Annotated in this window: 6 protein-coding genes and 2 tRNA genes; 4 read left to right on the forward strand and 4 right to left on the reverse strand. The window is 61.3% G+C overall.

Annotated elements, in window-relative coordinates; genetic code table 11:
- A partial coding sequence (locus tag EOC06_RS33650; protein ID WP_281062131.1) for an RNA methyltransferase substrate-binding domain-containing protein occupies window positions 1-298 on the reverse strand: 298 nt, incomplete at its 3' end.
- Window positions 299-496: 198 nt separating this feature from the next.
- Here EOC06_RS33650 and EOC06_RS33655 point away from each other — a divergent pair.
- A tRNA-Tyr gene (locus EOC06_RS33655) sits at window positions 497-581 on the forward strand.
- 89 nt (window positions 582-670) lie between these two features.
- Window positions 671-744: transfer RNA gene (locus EOC06_RS33660), tRNA-Gly, on the forward strand.
- Window positions 745-820: 76 nt separating this feature from the next.
- Here the strand turns inward: EOC06_RS33660 and EOC06_RS33665 are convergent.
- Window positions 821-1,291, reverse strand: coding sequence for a YidB family protein (locus EOC06_RS33665; RefSeq protein ID WP_127268141.1), 471 nt, complete (start codon window positions 1,289-1,291; stop codon window positions 821-823).
- 132 nt (window positions 1,292-1,423) lie between these two features.
- Here EOC06_RS33665 and EOC06_RS33670 point away from each other — a divergent pair, with 132 nt between their 5' ends.
- A complete protein-coding gene (locus tag EOC06_RS33670; RefSeq protein WP_128309824.1) occupies window positions 1,424-1,681 on the forward strand; it encodes a GlsB/YeaQ/YmgE family stress response membrane protein in 258 nt (85 codons plus the stop codon).
- Between the two features lie 119 nt (window positions 1,682-1,800).
- Here the strand turns inward: EOC06_RS33670 and EOC06_RS33675 are convergent, their stop codons facing one another.
- Together EOC06_RS33675 and EOC06_RS33680 are read right to left on the reverse strand one after the other, a co-directional pair.
- Window positions 1,801-2,688 (reverse strand): DMT family transporter, encoded by an 888-nt coding sequence (locus EOC06_RS33675; RefSeq protein ID WP_127330728.1) that lies wholly within the window; start codon window positions 2,686-2,688, stop codon window positions 1,801-1,803.
- Between the two features lie 12 nt (window positions 2,689-2,700).
- Window positions 2,701-3,507 (reverse strand): helix-turn-helix transcriptional regulator, encoded by an 807-nt coding sequence (locus tag EOC06_RS33680; protein WP_128309825.1) that lies wholly within the window; start codon window positions 3,505-3,507, stop codon window positions 2,701-2,703.
- Window positions 3,508-3,669: 162 nt separating this feature from the next.
- Here EOC06_RS33680 and EOC06_RS33685 point away from each other — a divergent pair, with 162 nt between their 5' ends.
- Window positions 3,670-4,011 (forward strand): hypothetical protein, encoded by a 342-nt coding sequence (locus EOC06_RS33685; RefSeq protein WP_128309826.1) that lies wholly within the window; start codon window positions 3,670-3,672, stop codon window positions 4,009-4,011.
- The last annotated feature ends 185 nt before the right edge of the window (window positions 4,012-4,196 follow it).

Consider the following 4,196-nt stretch of genomic DNA (forward strand, 5'->3'; position numbering starts at 1 on the left):
TGTCCCTGGGTTCGACCAGTTCGGTCTTGAAGGGCAGGGCGGCGAGATCGGCTATTTCGAGGCGCTCGGCCGCATTGCGCGTCACCAGCATCTTCCTGATCTTGCGGCGCGGATTGTCGAGTGCGGCGCGCACCGTGTGCAGGCCGTAGAGCCGCACCAGCCCGTCCGCGGCATTTTCGCCAGGCGGAACCGGCTGTCGGGGCCGGAACGCCGGCGCGCCGCCGCTTTTCTCGTCGCGATAGGCGCGGCGCAGCTTGGCGTAATGGGTGTCTTTCGGGGTGTTGGTTTTGTCGCTCATGGCTGGCTTCTATAGCGGTGTCCTCCGGCCAAGGATATGGTCTGTCACTACAGCCGGCGAACAGAAACGAAAAACCATGGTTGCGCGGTTGACACCCAATGGGCTTGCCGCCATAAGGCGCTGCGCTGGTTTCGGAGAACACATAACTCGGGTCCGGATCGGCGTGAATGCCTCGTTGCATGGCTCCGGCGGCAGACTGGAGAGGTGCCCGAGTGGTTAAAGGGGACGGACTGTAAATCCGTTAGCTTAGCTTACGTTGGTTCGAATCCAACCCTCTCCACCACTGCCGGCCCGGAAGCCCTGAAACGTAACAAGAATCGGACCGAAAAGTGCATGGCGCTTTTCGGATGAATCCGGTACTTCAGGAACGGCGCGGGTATAGCTCAGTGGTAGAGCAGCAGCCTTCCAAGCTGAATATGCGGGTTCGATTCCCGCTACCCGCTCCAGACACTCATCCCATCACCGGCAAGCCGAGACACTGCGCACGAGGCGCAGCGCTCCAATTGTCGTGGCCGTGCCGCCTCAGCTGTTGAACGCGGTGGCGACCTGGTGCTGCTGCGGCACCTGGCCGTTCGGCGTCAGTCTGTCGACGATGCCGGGCAGGGCGGTGGACAGTTGCTTGAGCAGTTCCTGCTCGTCCAGCCCGGTCCGTTGCGCGATCTCGCGAATGATCTGCGGTCCGATCGCGGCGCCAAGATCGTTGGCGTTGATCGGCTGGTTCTGCCCGGTGCCGACCCAGGAGTCGGCGGCATTGCCGTGGCCGGCATTTCTGAGCTTGTCGAGCAGGCCGCCCAAGCCGCCAGCCAGGCCACCATCGGCGGATGTGGTTTCCGTCGGGACGGGAACGGGGGCGGTCGGAGCGGGCGCGGGAGACTGTTCTGGCGCTTCGGCACTTCTGCCGCTCAGCATCTTGCCGACCAGCAATGCGCCGAGCGCGATCATCAGGGGTTTGGTGATGTTGCCGCCGGGAACGGCATTGTCAAAAAGTCCCATAGTGGATCCTCCATAGCGACCAAGGCCCGACCCCTCCTCAACAATGAAGCATTCGGGCGGAATTTCAAGCTGGCTTGAGGTTTTGACAATCCTGTGAAAATGTTCGGCTGGCGAGGGGATGGAGAGGAAAAAATGGGTATCATCAGCTGGATCATTCTCGGCGTGGTCGCCGGCTTCATAGGCAGCAAGATCGTCAACAAGACCGGCCAGGGTGTCATCATGGACATCGTGCTTGGCATCGTCGGCGCCATTGTCGGCGGTCTGATCTTCACTGCCTTCGGCGCGTCAGGCGTCACCGGCCTCAACATCTACAGCCTGATCGTTGCCGTCATCGGAGCGGTGGTCGTTCTGTGGGCTTACCATCAGTTCAGCGCAAGGCGGACGCTTTAGGCGCCCGAGGGTCGTCTGAGGTTTCGAGTTTCTGAAGGCAAGACCGGCTTTCAGGCCGGTATGCTCGGCAGTGGCTTGCCTATGGCATCGGGGCGGCGAAAAGCAGCAATGAAACGAGGCTAGGCGACGACGGCCAGCCGGCGCTGACGCTGATCCAGCGAGACGATGGTCAGCCCGCTGCCGACGACCAGCAGAATGCCGCAAATGGCCAGCGCGTTGGGGAACTGCCCGAACACCAGCAGGCCGGAAATGACCGCCCAGACGGTGAAGCAATAGTAGAACGGCGCCACGGCGCTGGTCGGTCCGATGCGATAGGCCATGAAGATAAAGAAATGGCCGAAGATCAGGAAAAATCCAGCACCTGCCATCAGCAGCAGGTGATGTGCCCCGGGCATGACCCAGCGCTCGGAAACCAGATGCGCGGCGCCGGCGCCGATCAGCACCACCACGACGGCGGAAATCGCCACGATCATCCCCGGCACCTCGGCCGCGACCCGCCGGCCGGCAAGGTCGCGCGCCGCCGCAAATGTGGCATTGCCGAGCGCCAGCAAGGCGTAGACCGAAATGCCTTGCATGGTCGGCTGCGCCACCATCAGCGCTCCGACGAAGCCGAGCCCGATCAGCGCCATGCGCCGGCCGCCGATCCGCTCGCCAAACAGGATCGAGGAGCCGACCAGCATCAAGAGCGGCGTGATCTGGCCGAGCGCGGTGGAATCGGCGATCTGCATGTTGGCGAGTGCGACCACATAGCAAAGGATCGCCGCCAGCTCGAGCATGTTACGGCTCAGGACGCGCTTGTCGAAGATCAGCGGGATCTGCTTGCCGTAGCCCAGCGCGAACAACAGCGGGAAGCCCCAGAGGGCTGCCGCGGCACCCCGCAGAAACAGCACTTCATAGGACGGCAGGCCTGCCGTCGCGAGCTTCATCATCGTGTCGTTGACGAGATACGACCCCGTCGAGACGATCATGAACAGCGGGCCGCGGATAGAGGCAGGGATGAAATGCATCCGGCCACAAGATCAGAGGCGGGTGGTGGCGGCAAGAGGTGCCAATGGGGCAGCGCCGCTCAGCAACGCCACCAATTCGCTCTGACGGCCGGTGCCGGTCTTGTAGAAGACGCGCTCAAGGTAGGTACGGGCGGTTTTGACCGTGATCCCGTGGTCAAGTGCCGCCGCTTTCAGCGGACGGCCGGATACCAGCGATGCGGCAAGCTTTGCCTCGGCCGGAGACAGATCGAAGAGCGCGCTCAGAATTTGCGGCGACGGCTCTTGGTTGCCCATGCGGATCGACGCTGCAACGACAAGGATGTTTGCACCTGCGAATATGTCCCTTGCCGATCGGCGAAGCGGCAGCACATGCAGGACGACAGCGGGCTGATCGATCGTCTGGCGAACGGGAATGGACCTGACGATTGGCACGATGGCAGCCGAAGTGCTCCTGACTGCCTCCTGGAACAGCAAATCGGCTTTCGGATCGCCGATTGCCAAGCCGTCATACGCCAGCGGCTGAAAAATGGACGGCAACGCATCGAACAGTCCGTTGGTGGCAACCACCTGTCCGCCGGCCGACATGACTGCGGCAGGAAGCCCAACGCTCTGCAGGGCCGATACGGTGGCCAACGCCCGCTCCAGGCCAAGCCTTGCCGCAACAAGCCCGGCGCGGGCAAGATGCGGGCGAAGGACGTTGAGCGAGGCGATGGAGGTTGGGTCATGTGGACCGTCCTGCAGACGACGCTCCACACTGTAGATCACGACCTCGCCATTGGTCATCGGTATGACCATGCCGGTTTGCCAGCCCAATCCGTACCTGATCAATTCGTGTCTCATCGGATCGGTTTCCAATTCGTCCGGACTGAAGAGTTCGACGTCGCGAAGAAACCCATCGACACTAGGCTTCCAGCGCAACGGACGATCATTGTTTCGCCATGCGTCGGAAGAGAATTCAATCAGCGCATCCATAATCGATGCCGATGCCGCAAACCGAGGCGGATGAGCCTCGCTGGCGACCAGCAAGGCGCCGCCTACCGATCCCGACATCGTGCTCAAGCCGTCAAGCACCACCGGCCACAGCTCTGGCACGAATGCGGCTTCGTAGATTCGGTCGATCAGATCTTCCATGAAAGTTGCCCCTCAATCGGCACGGGAACGAACGATCCGCCCAGCCATCACGCTAGCGATATGAATGACCTGTATCGGCTGAGCAAACCAGATATTCGCCATATCGACAAGCGCCCGATCCTCGGCTTCGGATCCAAAACGCCCATTCCATTTGACGGTTCGCCTTCCTATATCAGCGTCATATCCCGCAATCGGATCGATGGTTCGGACTGAGTGAGACGGCACCCGGCCAAAAGACGCTTGTGTTTTTTGGCCTTTGTCGCTAATCGCCCCGCATTCGACTGAACTGAAGGTCTTCGACCGAACTGAAGATCCGGGCCGTCCAAGGAAAGAGACAATGGCAAAAGGTAAATTCGAGCGTAACAAGCCTCACGTGAACATCGGCACGATTGGCCACG

It is taken from the genome of Mesorhizobium sp. M7A.F.Ca.MR.362.00.0.0 (genome assembly GCF_004023175.1).
Classification (GTDB): domain Bacteria; phylum Pseudomonadota; class Alphaproteobacteria; order Rhizobiales; family Rhizobiaceae; genus Mesorhizobium.

Excerpts from the sequence above, each read along its gene's own strand:
- EOC06_RS33665 (WP_127268141.1), bottom strand. The coding sequence starts at position 1,291 with ATGGGACTTTTTGACAATGCCGTTCCCGGCGGCAACATCACCAAACCC.
- EOC06_RS33670 (WP_128309824.1), top strand. The coding sequence starts at position 1,424 with ATGGGTATCATCAGCTGGATCATTCTCGGCGTGGTCGCCGGCTTCATA.
- EOC06_RS33675 (WP_127330728.1), bottom strand. The coding sequence starts at position 2,688 with ATGCATTTCATCCCTGCCTCTATCCGCGGCCCGCTGTTCATGATCGTC.
- EOC06_RS33680 (WP_128309825.1), bottom strand. The coding sequence starts at position 3,507 with ATGAGACACGAATTGATCAGGTACGGATTGGGCTGGCAAACCGGCATG.
- EOC06_RS33685 (WP_128309826.1), top strand. The coding sequence starts at position 3,670 with ATGAGCCTCGCTGGCGACCAGCAAGGCGCCGCCTACCGATCCCGACAT.